Genomic DNA, 21,776 nt, shown 5'->3' with positions numbered 1-21,776 from the left:
AGAGACCAAACCATTTAAGCATTCCCCGAGTAATGGCCAAATCCCCCATGCCTGGAAAACTTACAACTCCTGCGAAAGGCCCTTTCTCCGTCGGAGATAATGTGTAATTGTTTATGCCTGCTGTCTTTTAGCCAGCTCTTCCCGGCCGGGCAGCAGTAAAGCCAGCAGCAGACCAATTACCGGAAAGATGATCATTGTTTCAAAAACTGCAGGCAATCCCCACTTGTCCGCCACCCAGCCCAGCAGGGTGGCACCCACCCCGCCCATGCCTATGCCGAAGCCCAGCATCAGCCCTGAGGCCAGGCCGACATTATTGGGCATCATTTCCTGACCCAAAACCACTGTTACGGCAAAGGTCGATATGACCGCAAAACCCATCAGAGCTACTATTATGGTTGTCCAGGCGCCGCCTAAGTGCACAAATAAGTACAGCATAGGTATAAGCGAGGCCATGGACGCGGTGATGACACTTTTCAGCCCCCAGCGGTCGGCTGCCGGTCCGCCTACTATAGTACCGAAAACTCCGGCAAATAGGAATATCGAGGTAATAGCGGCGGCATACTTTTCGCTATGTTGCAGGTAATGCACGTAATATTGGGGTAAAAAAGTAACCAGACCAAAGTGCACAAAAGACCGCATAATGACTACCGTAACCAGCAGGGCCATTGGAAGTACAAACCATGCCCTACCCGTACTTGCCTTTTGGGTGGGGTTAACAATTGGTGAATTCTTTGCGGCACCGCCCTTAACTTGCGAGGCAGTCTTATCAACTGCGCCGACCGGATTAGCCGTTATACTGGACAGAGAAAGCCAGAGCAGCAAAGCCATAATGCCGTTTAAGGCTAAAAAACCTGCCGAGCCTTGCAAACCGGCCAAACCGAAGAAAAAAGTGGCCAGCACCGGGCCAGCCGCAAAGCCCAGGTTACCACCCACTGAAAACATGGACATGCCTGTTGCTTTGCGTGTCCCGCTGGCCAGGCGGGCATACTTGGAGCCCTCGGGATGATAGGCAGCCACCCCTAGTCCGCTAACCAATGACACCAGCAGCAGTACCGGATAACTAATGCTAAACCCGGTCAATGCCATACCCGCACCGGCCAGCAAGCATCCCAGGGGGATCAGCCAGGCTGCCCGGAACCGGTCGCTAAGAATGCCGAATACCGGTTGAATCACCGAAGAGCTTAAATTGAAAGCCATCATTACCATACCCACCTGTAGCTGACTAAGCGCGAATACGGGCTGTAAAAAGGCCAGCATCATGGGCAGCGCGCCCTGGTTGATGTCGGTCATGGCATGGCCTGTGCCCAGCAGGGCCAGTATTTTTTTGTTCATTTTCATATGCGTAAACCCTTTCGTTGAAAATAATGTAATATTGTTGTAACTATATATCTGCGTTGTGTATTCTTCATCATTTAATCTAAAAACCCTTTTAAATATCAGATAAATGACAAAATCGGTGATAAATATATTTAGTTTTGATAGCAGAGATAACTCGCAAGGGTGTTATCATGGCGTATCACCTATACGTCATAATTTTATAGTATTTACCCGTTATAAGTTAAAAAGCGCTTATTTAATGATGTCTCTGTGAAGTCCCAAAGTTGGATAGAGATAACAGAGATAGCAAAAAGACCGGCGGGCAAAAAAGGCGTATTAACCCTGGCGGTTAATGCGCCTTAATGTAACCGATTATAACCCTCCGCCTTGGGATGCAGCTTAGGTGGGAAGGCATAAAATAAGTATGCCGTATTTCATGGCATTACTTACAATATTTGTCCATTGCCTCGGTAAACAGTCGCAGGTGGTGCTGTTCGTCCATAATAAATCTTTCCAGCATTTCTACGATAAACGGATCATTAATTAAATGCTGGTGCTTACGGTATTGCTCGATGGCGGATTTTTCCGCGGCCACGTCGGCGGCCAGCCGGTCACAAACCGAGTTCCCGTAATATACAAAATTACCGCACCAGTAGGTTGCTTTATTATTAGTCAGGGTGCGTAACTGAGGATCCACGCCCAGCAGGCGAATGGTTTCGCCCAGCATTTCCAGGTGCCACATTTCAATTATAGAAATGCATTCTTCCAGTTCTGCAAGGTCGGCAAACTTTTCCTCAAAGACGATGTGGTGGTGAAAGTACTGATTGATAGCGGTGGTTTCGCTAACTTGACCGGCATAATCCTCCAGCAGCAGTTCAGCGTAATAACGATTGGGTCTTTGTACCCTTAATTCCGGATACGGTGTGGGCAGGGCGCACCACCTGTGTAAGTGTGCATTACTGGTATTGGTTTGATTAGTGTTGTTCTGGGTCAATAAAACACCTCCCAAGGTTAGCCGGATTGGTTATTGCCGCAAGACGGGTTACCCCGTTCTGTGGCAAAAAACCACAAGGTAACATTAGTAAAGCATATGGCTTCAGATAATAAATTAGAAGCGTTAATTATGCATTACGGTATCGATAAAGTATGAAAGGTGCCGTTAGGAATAGCTAACTGTTGTTTAAATATGTTATGTTGGATGATTTGTACTATCGTGTTAGTGTTATGTCGTTGAGTTTACATGGTCGAGCCGACATTGGTAAATTAGTGTTTGTGCCTTATAATTGAAATACCATTTCTAAAAGGGCATTGCCTATGTTAGATTTTTAGGATATATAATACTCGGGAAGGGGAAGACCTTATGACAAACGTAGTGTCGAATGATATTTTGCAAATTGTGGCCCGGGAGACCGGTATACCTAGGTATAAAGTGGAGAGAACTGTTCAGCTGCTGGAAGAAGGAAACACCGTTCCTTTTATCGCCCGTTACCGTAAAGAAGCAACCGGTGAGCTTGATGAAGTGCAGATACGCCATGTAGAAGAGCTGGTAAAATTTCACCGTCATTTGGATCAGCGCAAAGCCGAGGTGCTTCGTCTTATTGCGGAACAGGGTAAGCTTACCGAAGAACTCCGGATACGTATTATTAATGCTGTTAAGTTAACCGAGGTGGAGGACTTATACCGGCCCTTCCGGCAGAAACGCAAAACCCGGGCCGGGGTGGCCCGGGAGCGGGGATTGGCGCCGTTGGCCGAATATCTTCTTACTTTTCCGCAGGCTGGTAACCCCAAGAACGAGGCCGGTGATTATTTGTCGGATGCGGTGCTCACAGTGGAGGACGCACTACAGGGAGCAATGGATATAGTGGCCGAACAGGTGGCTGATGATCCTGATGTGCGAGGCTGGGTGCGGGATTATACCCGTCGCCAAGGTCTACTGGTAACCCGGGCCCGGGATGCCCGACCTGAATCAGTTTACCGGATGTATTATGACTACCAGGAACCGGTGCGCAAAGTGGTGCCGCACCGGGTGCTGGCTATTAACCGGGGTGAGCGTGAGGAATACCTGAAAGTGGCGGTGCAAGTGAATGAGGATGTAGTGTTCAATTGGTTATATCGCCGTTTTGTTAAACAGGAAGCTGTTACTTCAAGTCTGGTGCAAAGGGCTGTGGCGGATGCCTATAAAAGGCTGGTGGCACCGGCTGTGGAACGTGATATCCGCAGTGAATTGACAGAAGAAGCTGAGTCACGGGCCGTACAGGTTTTTGCCCGCAACCTGCGCAGCCTGCTGATGCAGCCTCCGGTGCGAGATGTGGTGGTACTGGCAATTGATCCTGCCTACCGGACAGGATGTAAGTGGGCAGTGGTGGATGAGACCGGCAAATTACTGGAAACAGGCGTTGTTTACCCCACGCCGCCACAAAAAAAGATAGTTGAGGCCGAAGCAGAGTTGGCACGGGTGGTTAAACAGTACGCAGTACAAGTAATCACTATCGGCAATGGTACTGCCTCCAGGGAAACAGAGCAGTTTGTGGCCGATTTTATAAAAAAACAAAATCAGCCGGGATTGGCTTACACCATTGTCAGTGAGGCTGGGGCCAGCGTTTATTCAGCATCTGAGTTGGCCGCCAGGGAATTTCCCGATTTAGATGTGTCCGCCCGCAGCGCTGTATCAATTGCGCGGCGTCTACAAGACCCGCTGGCTGAGCTGGTGAAAATTGAACCCCGGGCTGTTGGTGTAGGTCAATATCAGCACGATGTTGCACCCAAGCAACTGAATGAAAGCCTAGCTAAAGTGGTGGAATCAGCCGTCAACTACGTTGGCGTTGATTTAAACACTGCATCGGCTTCACTGCTTGGGTATGTGGCTGGAATCAATGCTGTGGTGGCGGAAAACATCGTGCACCACCGGGAGCAAAACGGCCGGTTTATAAACCGCCGCCAACTGTCGCTGGTACCCCGGTTAGGTCCTAAAACCTTTGAACAGTGTGTGGGTTTTTTGCGCATCAGTGGTGGGGAAAACCTGCTTGACGCTACGCCCATTCACCCGGAGTCCTATCCCTTAACGGCTAAATTATTGGATTTTTTAGGTTTACAAATAACGGATATCGGTCGTCCGATTTTGCGCACCAAACTGGTGGTGCTAAATGTTGAGACTGTGGCGGAGCAGCTGGATGCCGGGGTTCCAACTTTGCGGGATATAGTGGAAAGTTTGATGCGTCCCGGCCGTGACCCTCGTGAGGAACTGCCCCCGCCGGTTTTCCGGGTCGATGTTCTTAGTATAGAAGACCTCCAACCAGGGATGTTGCTTAAAGGTACCGTGCGCAATGTGGTGGATTTTGGTGCCTTTGTGGATATTGGTGTTAAAAATGATGGTCTGGTGCATATTTCAGAGCTGGCCGAAGGTTATGTGCGTCACCCGATGGATGTTGTTTCGGTGGGAGATGTGGTTAACGTCCGCGTTCTCGAGGTTGATGTCGCACGCCATAGAATATCTTTGTCAATGCGGATGTAATCCGCAACTATGGATATGTTAACTAATTCACATGGGCATTTGGCTTTGGTATGGTCCTGTTTTTTTTGAAAACTTTTAGTGTAGTGACAAAAAGTAGTTGCAAAAAGTTTGAGAATTAAATATAATCTTAGTAAGTTACATAATGCACAAACCTAAATTGATGCAGGGACTGATACTGGGTAACAAAAGTAAAATAAAATACAAAGGGGGGGTAGTGGGAATTAACCTGAATTAATCCGGACTTATAATTCATATAGTGATATATTTCACTACCGTTGATTGTTAATTATTTAACTAAATGACAATGGGCCTGGTTAATTTATATGGGGGTGGTTAAATGAGTAATACCACACAAGCAACCATTAGCGCATCCGCTAAAGCCGAACAAATTAATGACTTATCCGGCGAGTGGAAAAGAATAGCCTTTGCAATATTGGGTATTGGGTTATTTGCACTTTTTTATTTCCTGCCCCAACTTCCGCCGGCTGTAGACCCCACGGGTAAAGCATTTGAATTATCGCGACAGGCGCAGTTGGCCATTGGACTTTTCCTGCTGGCCGGTGTATGGTGGGTGTTTGAAGTAATACCTATTGGTGTAACCAGTCTAACCATCGGCGTGATGCAGGCGGCTTTTATGATCCGCCCGGCCAGTGAAGCTTTTGCCGTATTTATGGACCCGTCGGTGCTGTTTATATTAGGTTCACTGCTGCTCGGCGTAGCTTTTACCAAAGCAGGTGTAACAACCCGGTTGGCCTTCAAGATGTTGTCAGTCGTAGGCGAAGATTCACGTAAAATATTGTTAGGCGTGTTTATGGTTACCATGGTATTAACATTGTTGATGGCCCATACCGCCGTAGCTGCGACCATGTTCCCGCTGATGCTGGTCATTATGAGTATGTATGGTAAAGAAGACGTGCCTTCTAATTTTGGTAAAGCAATGTTTATAGGTATGGCGTACGCTGCCGGTGCCGGTAGTATGATTACCTTGTTGGGTGCAGCCCGCGGTCCGGTGGCCTTGGGATTTTTCAAAGAATTCACCGGTATTGATATTGGTTTTCTGGAGTACTCATTGGTTATGGCGCCTTTTGGCATAATAATGGTGGGCATAACCTGGTTCTTGCTCTGCTATGTGTTCTTTAAGCCGGAACAGAATAAAATAGATGGTCTAAAAAAGAAAGTGGATGAAGTTTATTCACAAATGGGACCCATGACAGGTAAAGAGATTTTTGTTATCGTGCTGGCCCTGGCTGTGGTGACTGTGCTGGCAACCCAGCAGTTTATCCCGGCCATTAAAGATTTAAGCAGAAGTATACCCATATTGGTAGCGGCAATTATAATGTTTATGACTAAGCTGTTTACTGTGGAGGACCTTGAAAAAAGTATTCCTTGGAACATAGTGCTGCTGTTTGGTGGTGCCATGAGTATCGGCACCTGCTTATGGGTGACCGGTGCCGCCGAGTGGATGGCCATACATTGGCTGACCATGTTCCAAAATGCCAACTGGCTGGTTTTTGTGGTGGCCATTGCCTTTCTAGTGATCATCATGACCAACTTTATTATGAACGTGGCGGCAATTGCCATTACAATGCCGGTGGCCCTGGTGATGGCTGAGTATCTAGGGGTTAACCCGTACTTGATTCTTTACTCATCCCTAGCTATGGCTGCTCTGCCCTACATGTTACTGGTAGGGGCAGCGCCCAACGCTATTGCTTACCAGTCTAAGCAATTCACCACCGGTCAATTCTTCATGATAGGTGTTCCATTCACCATCCTGGCCCTGGTTATGGTAGCGGTATTCGCCTTAGTGGTATGGCCCTTGTTGGGTGTACCGGCCCTGGTTAAATAGCTTGTAACTCCTAGTTTATGCTAATACAAAAAAGCAGTTGTTGTAATCAACACAACAATTGCTTTTTTTAATATTAACAGGTTATTTTGGTTTTTGGTTGCATTTGAGTAAGTAGAACTGAACAAAAAACCTGGGCAGAAAAGCAAGTCGTCCATTAGTGTGTATTACTTCAAACTTTTAGTTTGTTTTCTGCGTACCTGGTTTGAAAAAATAATCGCTGAACTTGCTATATTTCTCGTATAATAACCGGGAATTTTTGGCCAGCACCGGGCTGATAAAGGCTAATATCAACACATAAAGAGCCGCAAAGGCGGGTAGTATTTCGCTAACCCCGGCAGTTGCGGCCAGGCTGGCCACGATAATGGCAAATTCGCCCCGGGCTATGATAGTGAATGCTACGTTAAATCCACGCTTGCTTTTGTACCCGGCCAGCCAGGAGGCTAGCAGCCCGGTGATAATGTTACCCAGCACGGTCATTAATACGGCGGCCAATGTGATAGATACGGCACCGCCAAAAAGACGGTAATCTATGTCCAGCCCGAAGGAAAAGAAAAACACAGCACCGAAAAGATCCCGCATAGGACTGATGAATTGAATAACCCTCTTGGAATGAATGGTTTCCGCCAGAACCAGCCCAAGCAGCAGTGCCCCAATAGCTTCCGCTATGTGAATGGTTTCCACCAGTATAGCGGTTAAAAGCAGCAAGGTGAAAATAATAACCACAAAACTTTCCGCCGACTTGACGGACAATCTGGGTTCCAATAGCTTTCCAATGCGCTTTCCCAGCACGATTATGGATATTATAAAGACGAATATTAGCACCATCCCGGGCAATATATTAAGCAGCTCCACATCGCCTTTGCTGAAAAGCAAACCGGAAAGAACCGATAAGTATATGGCTAGAAAGACATCCTCAAACACCATAATGCCCAGTATGAATTCCGTTTCGGGGTTGGCGGTTCTTTTTAAATCCACTAGCAGCTTTGTAATTATGGCACTGCTGGAAATGCCTGTGATGCCTGCTACAACAAATGCCTCAGGCCAGGCCTGGAAAAAAATCCAGCCAAAAATTACACCCCTCACAAAGTTCAGACCTACATAGACAGTGCCGCCCTTTATTAAAGATGAACCTGCGGCGGCCAGTTTGCTGGTGGAGAATTCCAATCCCAAGTAAAAGAGCATCAACAGTACCCCAAGACGTGCCAACAAGTCAATTGATTCAGTTTTATGCACGATAGCCAGTGACGTACCCAAGGCCTCTGGGGCGTGCGGTCCTACGAGCATACCGGCCATTATCAAAAAAGGAATGGAAGAGAACTTAATTTTATTGGATATGTAAATGGCCAGGGTGATAAATGTAAAGGACAGCCCCAGGTTCAGTATCAAATCAGTGTTCAATTGGCATCGACTTCTTTCGAACTATTGTTTAAAAGGCGCTCAAATTCGTTCATTTTTTCTTTAGTGCCGGCTACCACGATGGTATGGCCCGGTGTAAAAACATAGGAGGGGCCCGGGTTGATATAGGTTTTTGCTTGCCGGCCCTTGTGTTTATCTTCAATGGCAGCGATGACAATAATGCCCAGGTTTTTGCGTAAGCCCAGTGTTCCGATGCTCTTGCCCGACAACTCCGAACTTGGCTCTACCTGTAGCCATTCAATATGTAATTCCGCCACAGCTGTTTCTAACTTCTCCAGTAAGCGGGGCTGATAAAAAGAACCGCTGATGATGGACCCTACCTGCCGGGCTTCCTGGTCCGTCATAGTTACGGAGGCGATGGGATCATCTTCGCCAGTGGGGAAATAATAAACCTCCCGGTTGCCTTCATCATGGATTACAATCACTACCTGGTCACCGTTTTCCAGGGTAACTGCATATTTTTTACCCAGCCCTGGTAACTCGGCTTCTTTAATAACTGACATTGGTAAACTACCCCCAGTTTTATAAATATTAAAAAAAGCGGGATAAACCCGCCTTATTCCTTAATTTTACTTACTCCGGCTTCTTTTATGATTTTCATCACCTGGTTCATCATGGACTGAAATTTATTTTGGGCCTCTGAGAATGCTTTAATGGCCTTGTTCTCAACTATTTTAAGCTGTACCCGTTCGAACTCTTTGGCCTCTTCCGGGGTTAATTGGTCACCTTTTTTTTGTTTTTCCTTTTGTATACTTTGGAGTTCATGGAATTTTTTTAGTAAATTCTGGGCGTCAGGGTCACCAAGCATATCCTTTTCCCTTTTTTGTATTTCTTTGAACTCCTCGGAATCTATAATACTATTACCCAGTGCTGTGGCTTTTTCAAATACGTCTTGGGACATTAGTTACCTCCTTATAAAATATATAAATTTAATATGGTCCAATGGCAATATATTATCACCTTGGCAAACCTGCTCCAAATTAACATACAGCAGTATTATACCACGGTCGGACAAGGAACTAAAGTTAATGTTTGTTTTTTTGTTATGCAGCTGCTGATATGCAGTTGGTGCATCATTATATCCATTCTGTTATAATAAAAATCTATGATAAAAAATTACCCTGTAAAAAACCATTTAAAAGAATTATGTCGTGATATACTTTTAGTTGAAAAGTATCACTAAAAAGTAAGGAGAACAGATATGCTAAGGGATTATGTATTGTTTGACCTTGACGGGACATTGCTTGATTCACTGCCGCTCATTGAGGCTGCCTTTTATCATGTTTTTAAACAAATGAATATTCCCTGGGAAAATGGTGCGGTTATGAAGACAGTAGGCTTACCTCTGCGTGATGCATGCAGGCAATTTGCCGGGGAAAGGTGGCAGGAGTTATTTAATAACTACATTAACCATCAGTTGACGTTACATGATCAATATATCAAAGTATATAAAGGGGCCCTGGAAACGCTGGATGAAATTAAGCCATTAGTGCAAGGTATGGGGGTGGTGACATCTAAACGCCGTCCCATGGCCGAGCGGGGCATTGATGTAACCGGTCTTAATCGCTACCTAAAGCATCTGGTTGCTTTGGAGGATGTTGAGAAACCTAAACCCCACGGCGAGCCCGTGCTGCGAGGTTTGGGCAAATTGGGGGCCAGCCCGGAGCAAGCTGTATTTGTAGGAGATAGTTACTATGACATTGAATCTGGACGTAACGCCGGGGTAATTACCGTTGGGGTATCCTGGGGTATGGCTTCCCGGGAAGAATTGCAAGCCTGCGGTCCGGACTTTATCGCAGACACATGGCCGGAGCTGGCTGCGATTTTAAAGGGGTTGTAAGTTAAGCCCGGCCAGGGTAGGTATATTCAACTCCTCCGCCGGGAAATCCCCGTCTGTGAGTTTGCAAAAGGCAGGGGTAGTTCACTGTGCATATGTTTACTTAAGCAGAGCTTTGGGTTGCAATTACCCGGTTAATTCCACCCATTCTTCCATATACTCTTCCAGCTGTTTGTGAAGTTCTTCCAATTCAGAGTTTTTCTGCTGGTAGGCCTTATGGTCGTTATATACTTCAGGTAGAAATAGCTGCTGCTCCAGGTGTTTAATGTTTACTTCAACATCGTTAATCAGTTTTTCCAGTTCCTCCGTGCGACGCTGTTTCCTTCTCTCTTCCCGCTGTTTTTCCTTGCGCTGGAGGTAATGCTTTTTTGTTTCACTGGTTGTTTCGCTGTCCCGGCTTTCTGGTTGCTGATTCCTGGCTTCAGCGGCCTTTTTGCTTTGATAATCATCAAAGTTACCCAGGTAACTATTTACGCCGGTTTGAGTAAGCTCAATAATCCGGGTGGCTATCTTATTTATGAAGTAGCGGTCGTGGGAAACAAACAGCAAAGTGCCCGGGTATTGTAGCAATGCATTTTCCATGGCTTCGTTGCCCAGTATGTCCAGGTGACTGGTGGGTTCGTCCAACATTAAAAAATTAGCCTGCCTGCACATTAGCTTGGCCAGAGCAAGCCTGGCTTTTTCACCGCCGCTTAACTCGCCTACATATTTAAGTACATCTTCTCCACTAAATAAGAAACTTCCTAAAATTGTGCGCACGGTCTGCTCATCGAATTGAGGAAATTCGTCCCACAGCTCATAAATAACCTGTTTATTGCCGGCCATATGTTTTTGTTCTTGTTCATAATAACCTGTGCTAACATGATAACCTTTGTTGATTGAGCCCGATATGGGGGGCAATATTTCGGCCAGCGTTTTTAGCAGTGTAGTTTTGCCGGTGCCGTTTGGCCCCAGCAGCGCTACCCGTTCACCACGAAATATACTAAAAGTTAGATTGCTGGCCACCGCATGACCTTGATAACCTATCTTTAAATCTTTAACAGTCATTACCTCTTTGCCGCTGGATCGGACTGTGCCCATGGATACATTGATTTTTTTATCGTCTGAGTGCGGTTTTTCAAGAGGCTTAATTTTTTCTAACAATTTTTGTTTGCTTTTAGCCCTTCCAGTGGTGGACGCCCGGGCGATATTGCGCCTGACGAAATCTTGGAGACGGGTAATCTCTTCCTGCTGTTTGCGGTATTGTTTGGCTTGCTGTTCCAATTCCTCAGCTTTTAAAACAAGATAGCGGGAATAATTACCGTTATAGCGCTTCAGACGGGAAAATTCTAATTCATAAACCGCTTTTGCGACAGTGTCCAAAAAGTAACGGTCATGGGAAACCGCTAAAATAGCGCCGGGGTATGTTTGTAGATATTTTTCCAGCCAGCCCATGGTTTCCATGTCCAGGTAATTGGTGGGTTCGTCCAATATCAGCACCTCGGGTTTGGTTAACAACAGCTTGGCCAGAGCAAGGCGTGTTTTTTCGCCGCCGCTTAGCTGGTCCACAGATATGTTGTAATATTCTTCACCGAATTGTAGTCCGTGCAGCACACCACGGATGGCGGCACGATACTCATAGCCGCCGTTTCTGGCGAATGTTTCCCGCAAGCCGGTATATTCTTCAGTGACTTTTTTTAGCATGGCCGGGTTGGCTGTGTATTCCGGTCTTCCCATGGTAATTTCCAAGTTGCGTAACTTCTCCTCCATAGCTGTGTGGTGGGCAAATGCTGACAGCAATTCCTCCCAAATTGTGCGGTTTGACTGTAGGCCGCCCTGCTGGGCCAGATAGCCCAGGGTGATTGTTTTGGGGCGTATGATTTCCCCGGCGTCAGGGGGTAGCTGCCCGGTAAGGATTTTTAGCAAGGTGGTTTTCCCTGCTCCGTTTCTTCCCACTAGCCCGATTTTTTCTCCTTCCCGAACGGCCAGGGTAACGTCTTTGAGCAATTGTGTGCCGCCAAAGGATTTATAAATATGTGACGCCTGTAATACTATCACTAACCATCACTCCCATACCCATAAAGTTTACCCTACCTCTATGGTTGTAAACAAGCAAAAGTTATTTTTGTATGACCAGGATTGAAAATGAAAAGGATAATAATAATTTGTGCGATTTTTGGGAGTGCATAAAATGCATAATGGTAATACAAAAACAACATTGCCATTATTAAAGCCCAGGATACTGAGGATTTTATGCGGGGTAGTGTTTGTTGCTGTTTTGCTTATAGCCGCCCGGGATTTGCAGGCGGGTGAACGGCGTGTACTATCCTGGGGTGACCGGGGTAGTGACGTGGCACAAGTGCAGCGAAAATTAAAGCAATATAATTTATACGAGGGACAAGTGACGGGTTATTATGATCGGGATACCGTTCAATCCGTGCGCAGATTTCAAGGGCGGAACAAAATTGCAGCTCGGGGCGTGCTGGATGAAAAAACACATTTATTACTTTTTAAACCGGTGGCTGAGGATATTCCCAGGGAAGATGTTTTTCTGCTCTCGGCTATTATAGAGAGTGAAGCTGCTAATGAGCCTTACCTGGGTAGAGTTGCCGTTGGGGCCGTGATTGTAAATCGGATAGATAGTGCTAGTTTTCCAAATACTTTAGGGGGAGTAATATTTCAGCCGGGAGCATTTGAATCGGTTTGGAACGGGCAATTTGGCCGCGAAATTAGTGCTGATTCACGTCGGGCTGCTCGGGATGCCTGGTCTGGTCAGGATCCCACCGGCAATGCACTATATTTTTGGAACCCGGCAAAGCCGGTTAATCCCTGGGTTTGGCAGCGCCAACAGGTGGCGCAAATAGGTCGTCATGTCTTTGCTCGTTAGATTCCGTGCTTTATTAAAAATGCGTTAAGAAAATGTTAACTCAGTGGGTGAAGTTTAATTGTGTGTAAAGAAAATGTAAAGGCATGGGCAAATAACTTTTAATTTGATAGAATTAACGTGATATTTTTCAATAATCTGCGGAGGGACATGCCATGCCTTTTTCGGTTCAAGATATGCTGTTTTATGCGTTGGGCGGCCTGGGTATTTTTTTATTTGGTATCAAATATATGTCTGAAGGTTTGCAGAGTGTGGCCGGTGAGCGCATGCGCGAATTTCTGGAGAAGGGGACCAAGACGCCGCTGCGCGGTGTTGTTACCGGGGCCTTAGTTACCGCCCTTATACAAAGCAGCAGTGGTACCACGGTTTTGACAGTAGGTCTGGTTAATGCCGGGCTATTGACTTTAAGGCAGGCCATTGGTGTGATCATGGGCGCCAATATTGGAACAACATTGACTGCTTACTTGATTGGTTTTAAGTTGGAGGATTATGCTCTACCCATTATTGCCATAGGTGTTATTATGCTATTCTTTATAAAAAATAAAAAAATTGGTAATGTGGGACAGGTTTTATTTGGCTTCGGCATGTTGTTTTATGGTATGAGTGTCATGGGTGATGGTCTTAAGCCGTTAAAGGACTGGCCGGTTTTCTTTAATTTAATGACTAATGTAGAGAATAACCCGCTGCTTGGGGTGTTAATCGGCACGATATTTACATTTGTGGTACAAAGCAGTAGCGCCACCATCGGTGTATTGCAGGAGTTGGCCGATCAGGGTGCGGTTACTTATGTGCAGGCGGTGCCTATTTTATTTGGAGACAATATCGGCACCACGGTGACTGCTTTACTGGCTTCCATTGGCACAACAGTAGCAGCGCGGCGGGCGGCCCTTACCCATACTTTATTTAACTTGAGTGGCACAGCTTTGTTTTTGCCGCTGTTTTTGGTGGGCATTTTCCCTGAATTGGTCCACCTGGCCACAAACTATTTTTTTGTGCTTTTACCCGGCTTTGAAGGCACTTGGGAAACAATCAATATCCGAATGCAGATTGCCCAGACACACGGTATGTTTAATATAACCAACACATTTATTCAACTGCCGTTGGTATCCTACCTGGCCTGGGCAGTCACCAAATTAGTGCCCGGTGCGGATGCCCAGTTCGATATAAAACCCCGCTACCTGGAACCGCGCTTGCTGGCCAACCCGGCGGTGGCTCTGGGGCAGGCTACCCGGGAGATAATGCGCATGGGGCGGCATGCCAGTGAATTTTTCGGGGAGTCCTTGCAGTTTTTCTTTAATCCCAGGGGCAAGGAGCTTAATCCCATGTATCTGGAGCAAAAAGAAGAATTAATCAACAGGCTTGATACTAATATCACTGATTACCTTGTTAAGTTATCCTCAAACAAAAAAATGAATGAGGATCAATCCAATTACGCCCAAACTTTATTGCAGGCAGTTAATGATCTGGAGAGAATTGGCGACCATGCGGATAATATTGTAGAACTGGCTATTTACAGTGTGGAGCATAAAATTAAGTTTTCGGATGAGGCCCTGGCCAGTATCCACTCCATGGCGGAACTTACCGGTGAAACCCTTAGACTTGCTTTAAAAGCTCTGGAAACTGGTGACCACACCTTAGCTAGGCAGGTAATCCGAAACGAAGTGATTATAGATAATTTGGAAAAGGAATTTCGGGAAGGCCATATTATGCGCTTGAATGAAGGTATTTGTACCGGAACCGAGGGCTCGGTATTTTTGGATTTATTGGGCAATATGGAGCGGGTCGGTGATCATGCTGTCAATATAGCAGAATATGTGCTGGGACAAATGGGAGCCACAGAGCGCATGGAGGTTAAAATAGTCAGTAAAAGGATAGCCGAGGATGAGGACGGGGCAAGAAATAAAAATTAAACTTATATTTAATAGCAGGAATTTAAGCCGGCTTGTCGTAATTAAATAATGTACGCATTGAGATTGTTTATCTACCGTGGATTAGGGAATACTAAATAGGATTAAACCGGACTTATTTGTTTTCATTGGCGACAAATCATGCACGACAGTTTATAAGACCCGTGAAAATGAGTGCTGTTTTAGTTAATGAACCTGTTGCACTCCCTGGCATGGAATGATAATATAATGCTAGTACAAAAAAGCTTTTCGCCCTAAAAATAGATATAGAAAATAAAAGAATTTTTTTAGGGGAGAAATGAGAAAAATTATTTTAACAAATAGTTTTGGAGGTGTAAGATTAATGGCTTTTCTTGAAGTAGATGGAAAGCAGATTGAACTGGATGAGGACGGTTTTGTTCTTAACCCCGATGAATGGACTGATGGCGTAGCGACCTCCTTTGCCGAAGGCGAAGGTATTAAGGAACTTACCGAAGACCATTGGAAAGTAATTCATTACTTGCGTGATTATTACAAGCAGTTCCAGGTTGCCCCGATGGTAAGGAAAATGTGTAAACAAACCGGTTACAGTTTAAAACAAATTTATGAATTATTCCCATCTGGTCCGGCCAAAGGCGCATGCAAATTGGCAGGTCTGCCCAAGCCCACCGGTTGTGTATAATAAAAAAGCAACCCGCCTACAAGAGGCGGGATTTTTTTTCTTGCTGATCCCTAAGATATAATGTATATTGACATAACATTCATTAAATAATAAAATTTAAATTGGGCAAATGTTGAAAAAATATTTTTTTGTACATAACAATGTGCTAGGGGGTTTCATGCTTAATTATTGAAATTTGCACTGGAGGTATTACAAATGAAAATTGCTTTACCCCATGAATATGGCCATATTAACCAGCACTTTGGCAGAAGTAGGGAATTTATTATTGTAGAATTGACAGAGGGTGAAATTGTAGGTAAAAAAATCGTTTCATCTGAGCAATTGCAGCATAATCACGAAGGATTGGCCGGGTTGTTAACAGACGAGCAAGTGGATGTTGTGATCGTGGGAGGCATTGGAGCCCGGGCGTTGGAGCCATTAAAAAATATGGGTTTGACTGTGGTTAGCGGAGTTAATGGGAAAATTGAAGAAGCTGTGTATAAATATGTGCAGGGCCAATTACCCACCAATTCTGAAGTTTGTTGCCATCATCACGGCGAGCATCATGGTGATGGATGCAGCCATTAATAAGGATGTCAATATACCATATCAAGCGAATGTTAATATAATAATACCTGTCTAAATTTAAGAAAGTATGAAAAAGTGAGCTTACAGTGTCAATGGCATACATCTTTAATACACCCATGTGGTGTCTCTTTTTTTGTTAAACAACTTTTTACACATCATGCATTATTTCTCTTTTCAATCTCTCGCGGCAGATCAGGGCCTATGTAGACTGGCGGCAGAGTTGTTTGAGCTGAGGCGTGGAAAAAAATGATTTTGTAATTAGTTTTATTTTAATTTATTATTAAGTTAGTTGCGGTAATGTTTACAGGTTTAAATTTGGGAGGAGTTGATGTTTTAATGCTGCCACTGGTTAAGCTTAATCCCGCTATAAGCCAGGCTGAGGATAATAATTTGTTTGACAAATTAGAGGAAATATACAATAAATTGCCGGAGATGGTATGTGATCGCTGCGGTACTTGCTGTACAGTGCCGCACCCGGCGTATATAGTGGAATATTTAAATATGTTTCGCTATGTTAATAAAAATTATCCAGAAAAGTGGCCTCAGTTTATTGAAGGTGCAGTGCGCTACTATTTTCTGGAGTTGGTGGACATACACCAGCGCTGCCCATTTTTAGATGAGCACAATAACTGCCAGGTATATGAAGTTCGCCCCTTTGCATGCCGGACTTATGGTATGATGGGAAAGCGAAATACACATGATTTGACCCGGCGCAATATGGAAAAGCTGGTGGAGAAGTACAGGTCGGAGCACAATATAGAATTGCCCGGGGAGATAGTTGAATTTGAGCTACCCTATTGCGAAAAAGTTAAGGTGACCAATGGGGATCATAAAACGCCAATGGAATTAGTCCAACTTTTAACAGCTGACATTGGACAACTGGAATTGTTTTTTGTGCCCATGCCTGTGATTGAAAGTCAATTTACATTTATGCCTTATGTCAATCATTTGGTGATGAGTGTTGTCAGCGAAGGGGCAAGATTGCGTCGTCCTAAAGTGATGCAGGAATTTCTGGCTCAGGGTCACAGTGAACTGCTGGAAAAATATATAGAAAAGTACAGGAGCACATCATTTTAATGATGTGCTCCTGTGCCTGAAAGTGGAAGTGACTGGCCTGGGAAATGAAGTGATTTTTATATTGTGAGTGATGTTGTGGGGGTGTGAATTAAGCTTGTCAATGCTTGTAATTCGTGATATAATTCTTGTGTATAAAGAAACAAGTACCTTATCTGCACGTGTTATTAAAAGCACGTGTTGTATTTAATCCGTTCTTGTGCATATCTTCACAATGGCAGTAATGATTATTGCACCCCATAAATATTTTATTTTTTCTTGGTAACAAAAGAAGGAATATCCCTGCTTTGTGTCTAATTTCATTAATAGCCCATTATATTTTAAACAATATACAGCATACCCATTTAGCAAGCTACTGACACTATAATGACAATTAGTTGACAATTATATGCGTTGAGCTCTAAGGTGTGTTGTATATGTATAAATGGACAGAGATAAAATATTAGGGTGTATTGGGAGATTGGGTTTTCAATTAGGAACATCTTTGTTCCTTGGTTGTAATAATTAAAAAATAGGAGGGGAATTATTTATGGCGCTACCTAAACCGCATGGCCCTGAAGGAAAATTAATGCCCTTGTTGCTGTATGGCGATGAAAGAGCAGCTGAGATCAAAAGAGCGGAAGGCTTGCCCAAGGTCTATATGAGTTCAAGGGAAACTTCCGATGTTCTGATGCTCGGTATTGGTGCATTTACCCCGTTAAAAGGTTTTATGAAGAAAGATGATTATACCGGCTGCGTATTTAATCTTAAACTAACCGATGGAACTATGTGGCCTATGCCGGTAACCCTGTCGATTACCGGTGAAGAAAAAGATGCCATTGGCCTCAAGGAAGGCATGGAAGTGGCTCTTTATGACAGAGCATCTGGTGAATTGTACGCTACCATGCTGGTAGAAGAAATTTATACTTATGACAAAGAAGCCGAGTGCCGTGAAGTATTTAAAACCCTGGATGCCGAAGGTCACCCCGGCGTAGCCAGCGTTATGAAGCAAGGCGAATTCAACGTGGGCGGCCCCATCAAGGTACTTAACGAGGGTATCTATCCTCAAAAATACCCCAAGTACTACCTGTACCCCGCTGAAGCCCGTAAGCTCTTTGAAGAAAAAGGCTGGTCCAACGTGGTTGCGTTCCAAACCAGGAACCCCATGCACCGCTCTCACGAATATCTCTGCAAGTTCGCCATGGAAAGCGGTATGGTGGACGGCTGCTTTATCCATGCCATCGTAGGTGCATTAAAGCCTGGCGATATTCCGGGTGAAGTCCGTACCAAATGCTATGAAGTTTTGGTTGACAAGTACTTCCCGAAAGAAAATATTGCTCTGGGTGTATATCCTATGGAAATGCGTTATGGCGGACCTCGTGAAGCTCTATTGCACGCCGTTTTCCGTCAAAACTGGGGTTGCAAATACCTCATCGTGGGTCGCGACCATGCCGGTGTAGGCGACTACTATGGTCCATTTGATGCCCAGACGATATTTGATACTCTCTGGGAAGGTGCCCTCGAGCTTAAACCAATGTTGATTGCTTGGACATTCTACTGTTACAAGTGCCAGAGTATGGCCAGCCAGCGCACCTGCCCGCATGGTCCGGAAGATCGTTGTGTGGTCAGTGGCACCAAGTTCCGCCGCATGATGCAGGAGGGTGAAGAAATTCCCAAAGAGTTTGGCCGCCCCGAAGTTATGGAAATTCTTCGCGAGTACTATAAAACTGCGGAAAAAGTTGAGATTAAGAAGGGTGCATATGAAGACATCCCTGGTCCCCAGAAATAAGCTTGTTATGTAAGGTTTGCGCAACAATGCACTATAAAATAATGGCTTCTGCTTAAATAATATTATTTAAGCAGAAGCAGCAATATATAAAACCTTCTAAGCATGGAACATCTATACTGATATAGTCAATTTTTAGAATTAACATGACTACAGGTCATTCACCAATGGTGAAAATTGCCAAAAAAAAAAGTATAGATTAACACATAAAAAAAGAAGGAGCCCGGACAGTTATGTCGAAAGTATAATTATACTTAAAAGCAGTACAACTTTTCATGCTACTTTATAACACAACTTTAACATGGAGCCGGGATTATTTTTAGCATTTACCCGACAAATCAGGGGCAGATACCTGACAATGGTATCTGAGATGCCTGAAGGCAATGAACAAATAGTTTTTGAAGGAGGTGATTTTACTGCACGGTGTTATAGACACCGGCAAAAAAATCAGTAAATATACAGTAAGGTTTTTTTAGGGAGGAGAAGGGTTTTAGTATTTTGTGACTAGTTAATTATATGTGCCATGCTCCTCAAGAAGGTAAAAAACTACCTGTTATCGAAAAGTCAAGGTAATTTCTTAAACAATTTGGGAACGGGAGGTTGAATAAATGCCAACTTTTGTAATGGCTGAGAAATGTGACGGTTGCAAGGGTCAAGACAAAACCGCTTGCATGTATGCATGCCCCAACGATTTGATGGTTCTCGACAAAGAGAAAATGAAAGCTTTTAACCGTGACCCCTGGCACTGCTGGGAATGCCTGTGCTGCGCCAAAGCCTGTCCGCAGCAAGCTATGGACCTGCGTGGTTACGCTGACTTCGTACCCATGGGTGCCAGTGTAACTCCTCTGAGAGGTTCGGACAACATTATGTGGACCGTTAAGTTCAGAGACGGTATGGTTAAGCGCTTCAAATTCCCCATCAGGACCACTGAAGAAGGTACCGCAGTTCCCGGCGGCGATTTTGCCGAAGGCGCTGGTGACCTGAATAGCCCAGCTCTGTTCACCGAGCCGGCATCCCTGTTGATGGACGAAGTGCCGACCATCAAGAAGTAACCAGTAATCCAGGTCAAGTTATTTAAGAGAACTTTACGGAGGAGGTTAATATAAATGCCGATGAATTTTGAAACTGTTGAAGTTACCACTGACTTTCTTATCGTAGGCGGTGGTATGGCAGCCTGCGGGGCAGCCGTGGAAGCATCTTACTGGGCCAAGAAAAACGGTCTAAAAGTTACCTTAGTGGACAAAGCCGCGATGGATCGCTCCGGTGCTGTGGCCATGGGTCTGTCCGCTATTAACCAGTACCTCGGTGTTGGTAAAGGCAAAAATACTGTTGAGCAGTATGTAGAATATGTTAAAAACGACCTCATGGGTATTGCCCGTGACGACTTAGTATATAACATTGCCCGCCACGTTGACGGCACTGTGCATTTGTTTGAAAAGTGGGGCCTGCCCATTTGGAAAAATGACGATGGTGATTACGTAAATGAAGGTCGTTGGCAGATCATGATCAACGGTGAATCTTACAAGGTCATCGTTGCTGAAGCCGCCAAGAACGCTCTTGGTATGGACAATATTTACGAGCGCGTATTCATTATTGAGCCTCTTCTTGATGGCGATAGAATTGCCGGTGCTGTGGGCTTCAGCGTTCGCGAAAATAAATTCTATGTTTTTAAAGCTAAAGCTGTATTGGCCTGCATGGGCGGTGCCGTAGGCGTATTCAAGCCACGCTCCACTGGTGAAGGTCTCGGCCGTTCCTGGTATCCCCCGTTCTCCACTGGTTCCAGTGCATATTTCACAATCCGTGCCGGCGCAGAAATGACCTGCCAGGAAGTACGTTTCATCCCGGTTCGCTTCAAGGATGCTTACGGCCCGGTTGGTGCTTGGTTCCTGCTCTTTAAATCAAGAGCCATTAGTGCTATTGGTGGCGAATACATGGTAGAGCGCCGTGACGAACTGCAAAACTGGGCTCCTTATGGCCTGGTGAAGCCGATTCCGGCCAACTTGCGTAACTATCTTGGCATGCTGGATGTAAGCGAAGGCAAAGGCCCCCTGCTCATGATGACCAACGAAGCTATTGCCAAGCTGGCTGATGCTTATAAAGATGATCCCAAGGCCTTCAAGAAGAAAATGAAGGAACTGGAATCCGAAGCTTGGGAAGATTTCCTTGATATGACTATCTCTCAAGCTCTGCTGTGGGCAGCTACCAACACTGCTCCGGAAGAGAAATCCTCCGAAATCGCTGCTGCTGAGCCTTACTTCATCGGCTCTCACTCCGGTGCATCCGGCGCATGGGTATCCGGTCCCGAAGATATCGCTCCGGCTGAATATTTCTGGGGTTATGCCAACATGACTACTGTCAAGGGTCTGTTTGCTGCTGGTGACGCTTCCGGCGCTTCCAGCCATAAGTTCTCCTCCGGTTCACACGCTGAAGGTAGAATTGCTGCTAAAGCTGCTATTAAGTTCATCGTGGAAAATAACACCCAGCCCAATGTTGATGCTGCTAAAGTGGAAGAACTGAAGGCTGCTACCTACAAGCCTCTGGAAATCTACGAAGCCAATAAAGACTTTACCACTGACCCCGAAGTCAACCCGGCTTACATTAAACCCAAAATGTTCATGTTCCGCCTGCAAAAGCTCATGGACGAGTATGTTGGTGGCGTGAGTGCCAACTTCAGCACCAACAAGCCTAGCCTCGACAGGGCTGTGGAACTGCTTAAGTTCATGAAAGAAGACGCCGAAAAACTGGCTGCTGCTGACCTGCATGAACTGATGAGATGCTGGGAAAACATCCACCGGATGTGGCAAGCCGAATCTCACGTACGCACAGTGATGTTCCGTGAAGAGACCCGTTGGCCCGGTTACTACTTCCGTGCTGATGCTCCGAAGATGGATGAAGAAAACTGGCTGTGCTTTGTTAACCTTAAGTGGGATCCCGCCACTGCTCAGTGGGATGTATTTAAGAAGCCCGTTATCCGCTTGTTCGGTTAGATAATTGAAAGGGGACACACCTCTA

Annotated in this window: 17 protein-coding genes; 11 read left to right on the top strand and 6 right to left on the bottom strand. The window is 45.3% G+C overall.

Translation table 11 applies throughout. From position 1 onward, the window contains the following. Nucleotides 1–111: 111 nt before the first annotated feature. Both DESGI_RS17655 and DESGI_RS17650 read right to left on the bottom strand, forming a co-directional pair. Complete coding sequence (locus DESGI_RS17655; protein ID WP_006520430.1) at nucleotides 112–1,338, bottom strand: MFS transporter; 1,227 nt, start codon at nucleotides 1,336–1,338, stop codon at nucleotides 112–114. 421 nt (nucleotides 1,339–1,759) lie between these two features. Next, nucleotides 1,760–2,311 (bottom strand): ferritin-like domain-containing protein, encoded by a 552-nt coding sequence (locus tag DESGI_RS17650; protein ID WP_006520429.1) that lies wholly within the window; start codon nucleotides 2,309–2,311, stop codon nucleotides 1,760–1,762. 366 nt (nucleotides 2,312–2,677) lie between these two features. Between DESGI_RS17650 and DESGI_RS17645 the strand changes: the two genes are divergently transcribed. Together DESGI_RS17645 and DESGI_RS17640 are read left to right on the top strand one after the other, a co-directional pair. Beyond that, nucleotides 2,678–4,828, top strand: coding sequence for a Tex family protein (locus DESGI_RS17645; protein ID WP_006520428.1), 2,151 nt, complete (start codon nucleotides 2,678–2,680; stop codon nucleotides 4,826–4,828). Nucleotides 4,829–5,165: 337 nt separating this feature from the next. Continuing rightward, entirely contained in the window at nucleotides 5,166–6,674 is a 1,509-nt protein-coding gene (locus DESGI_RS17640; RefSeq protein WP_006520427.1) for an SLC13 family permease, read from the top strand. Nucleotides 6,675–6,851: 177 nt separating this feature from the next. Here the strand turns inward: DESGI_RS17640 and DESGI_RS17635 are convergent, their stop codons facing one another. The 3 genes from DESGI_RS17635 to DESGI_RS17625 are packed head-to-tail and all read right to left on the bottom strand — an operon-like array spanning nucleotide 6,852 to nucleotide 8,991. After that, nucleotides 6,852–8,072: a cation:proton antiporter gene (locus tag DESGI_RS17635; RefSeq protein ID WP_006520426.1), complete on the bottom strand. Its 1,221-nt coding sequence runs from the start codon at nucleotides 8,070–8,072 to the stop codon at nucleotides 6,852–6,854. Then, nucleotides 8,069–8,593, bottom strand: a complete 525-nt coding sequence (locus DESGI_RS17630; RefSeq protein ID WP_006520425.1) for a cation:proton antiporter regulatory subunit — start codon at nucleotides 8,591–8,593, stop codon at nucleotides 8,069–8,071. The genes DESGI_RS17635 and DESGI_RS17630 overlap by 4 nt, the downstream gene beginning before the upstream one ends. 53 nt (nucleotides 8,594–8,646) lie before the next feature. Then, on the bottom strand, nucleotides 8,647–8,991 hold the full coding sequence (locus tag DESGI_RS17625; RefSeq protein WP_006520424.1) for a YlbF/YmcA family competence regulator: 345 nt from the start codon (nucleotides 8,989–8,991) through the stop codon (nucleotides 8,647–8,649). 300 nt (nucleotides 8,992–9,291) lie between these two features. Here DESGI_RS17625 and DESGI_RS17620 point away from each other — a divergent pair, with 300 nt between their 5' ends. Beyond that, a complete protein-coding gene (locus DESGI_RS17620) occupies nucleotides 9,292–9,930 on the top strand; it encodes an HAD-IA family hydrolase (RefSeq protein ID WP_006520423.1) in 639 nt (212 codons plus the stop codon). Nucleotides 9,931–10,053: 123 nt separating this feature from the next. Here DESGI_RS17620 and DESGI_RS17615 read toward each other — a convergent pair whose 3' ends face one another. Further along, complete coding sequence (locus tag DESGI_RS17615) at nucleotides 10,054–11,964, bottom strand: ABC-F family ATP-binding cassette domain-containing protein (protein WP_006520422.1); 1,911 nt, start codon at nucleotides 11,962–11,964, stop codon at nucleotides 10,054–10,056. 133 nt (nucleotides 11,965–12,097) lie between these two features. Here DESGI_RS17615 and DESGI_RS17610 point away from each other — a divergent pair, with 133 nt between their 5' ends. The 8 genes from DESGI_RS17610 (at nucleotide 12,098) to aprA (ending at nucleotide 21,751) form a co-directional block, all read left to right on the top strand. Beyond that, complete coding sequence (locus DESGI_RS17610) at nucleotides 12,098–12,793, top strand: cell wall hydrolase (protein WP_006520421.1); 696 nt, start codon at nucleotides 12,098–12,100, stop codon at nucleotides 12,791–12,793. Nucleotides 12,794–12,945: 152 nt separating this feature from the next. Beyond that, the gene (locus DESGI_RS17605; RefSeq protein WP_006520420.1) at nucleotides 12,946–14,700 is read left to right on the top strand and encodes a Na/Pi cotransporter family protein; all 1,755 of its coding nucleotides are present in this window, start codon (nucleotides 12,946–12,948) and stop codon (nucleotides 14,698–14,700) included. A 340-nt stretch (nucleotides 14,701–15,040) separates the two neighbouring features. Then, nucleotides 15,041–15,358 carry a TusE/DsrC/DsvC family sulfur relay protein gene (locus tag DESGI_RS17600; protein ID WP_006520419.1) on the top strand — a complete coding sequence of 106 codons (318 nt, stop codon included), beginning with the start codon at nucleotides 15,041–15,043 and terminating at the stop codon, nucleotides 15,356–15,358. A gap of 195 nt (nucleotides 15,359–15,553) precedes the next feature. Continuing rightward, a complete protein-coding gene (locus DESGI_RS17595; RefSeq protein ID WP_006520418.1) occupies nucleotides 15,554–15,925 on the top strand; it encodes a NifB/NifX family molybdenum-iron cluster-binding protein in 372 nt (123 codons plus the stop codon). Between the two features lie 336 nt (nucleotides 15,926–16,261). Then, the gene (locus tag DESGI_RS17590; protein WP_006520416.1) at nucleotides 16,262–17,002 is read left to right on the top strand and encodes a YkgJ family cysteine cluster protein; all 741 of its coding nucleotides are present in this window, start codon (nucleotides 16,262–16,264) and stop codon (nucleotides 17,000–17,002) included. A gap of 526 nt (nucleotides 17,003–17,528) precedes the next feature. Further along, nucleotides 17,529–18,767, top strand: coding sequence for a sulfate adenylyltransferase (gene sat / locus DESGI_RS17585; protein ID WP_006520415.1), 1,239 nt, complete (start codon nucleotides 17,529–17,531; stop codon nucleotides 18,765–18,767). A 605-nt stretch (nucleotides 18,768–19,372) separates the two neighbouring features. Then, nucleotides 19,373–19,816 carry an adenylyl-sulfate reductase subunit beta gene (gene aprB, locus DESGI_RS17580; RefSeq protein WP_006520414.1) on the top strand — a complete coding sequence of 148 codons (444 nt, stop codon included), beginning with the start codon at nucleotides 19,373–19,375 and terminating at the stop codon, nucleotides 19,814–19,816. Nucleotides 19,817–19,870: 54 nt separating this feature from the next. Then, nucleotides 19,871–21,751 carry an adenylyl-sulfate reductase subunit alpha gene (gene aprA / locus DESGI_RS17575; protein WP_006520413.1) on the top strand — a complete coding sequence of 627 codons (1,881 nt, stop codon included), beginning with the start codon at nucleotides 19,871–19,873 and terminating at the stop codon, nucleotides 21,749–21,751. Nucleotides 21,752–21,776 lie beyond the last annotated feature (25 nt).

Origin of the sequence: Desulfoscipio gibsoniae DSM 7213, assembly GCF_000233715.2 — a bacterium.
Taxonomy (GTDB): Bacteria; Bacillota; Desulfotomaculia; order Desulfotomaculales; family Desulfallaceae; genus Sporotomaculum; species Sporotomaculum gibsoniae.
This window is presented reverse-complemented; position numbering and strand designations above follow the sequence as displayed.